1 protein-coding gene is annotated in these 646 nt (G+C 31.1%); it reads left to right on the top strand.

Features of this window, described 5'->3' with window-relative positions; translation table 11 throughout:
- Positions 1-353 precede the first annotated feature (353 nt).
- The coding region (locus V7127_RS23390; protein ID WP_335490280.1) for a hypothetical protein at positions 354-646 on the top strand (293 nt) is incomplete at its 3' end.

Below are 646 nucleotides of genomic sequence, written 5' to 3'. Positions count from 1 at the left end.
ATCGGGCGCGATTGTGGAATAAGGAATTAAATATTATAAGTTAGAAAAAAGGAATGTCTCCAAAATTTAGACATTCCTTTAGATTTCCAAGAGTACAACTTACTTTTAAAGAATACATCTTACTTTTAAAAAAACACTAGGTCACGACTGAATTGTTTGAGTCATGACTGAGTTGTTTAGGTCACGACTAAGTTGTCTGTGTCACAACTGAGTTGTCTGGAGACATCTGTATAAACAAAGTTATAAATCCTTTTTAAAAAGGTACTTGACCATTTGTTTGAATTCTTAATAATTTTCGTGAACAGAGAAATACTAAAGAAGGTTTATTTTTATAGTAGAAAGGAGATGTTTATTTGCAAAATTTAGGTTGGACTAATATTGGTGATATGGAAAAGAAAGCAAAGGGAATAGCAAAAGATGTCAGTGATGCTGCTGAGGGATTAGTTAATAACACAATTAATGAAGATTTACCAAAGATATTTAGAGGAGCCGAAAATTGTCTAAATGAGATAGATAGAATAAGACTAAGATTAACAAAAAGGGCTATTGAATATCACACTACAATTAATAGGATATTACTTGATACTCAATTATTTCCTGCTGATTTACTGGAAGCAGTTTACGAAAGTATTTCCGGTGATCTTAA

It is taken from the genome of Bacillus sp. JJ1773 (genome assembly GCF_036962035.1).
In the GTDB taxonomy this organism is placed as follows: domain Bacteria; phylum Bacillota; class Bacilli; order Bacillales; family Cytobacillaceae; genus Cytobacillus.
Note: the sequence above shows the minus strand (reverse complement) of the source record. Positions and strands in the feature narration are given on the sequence as shown.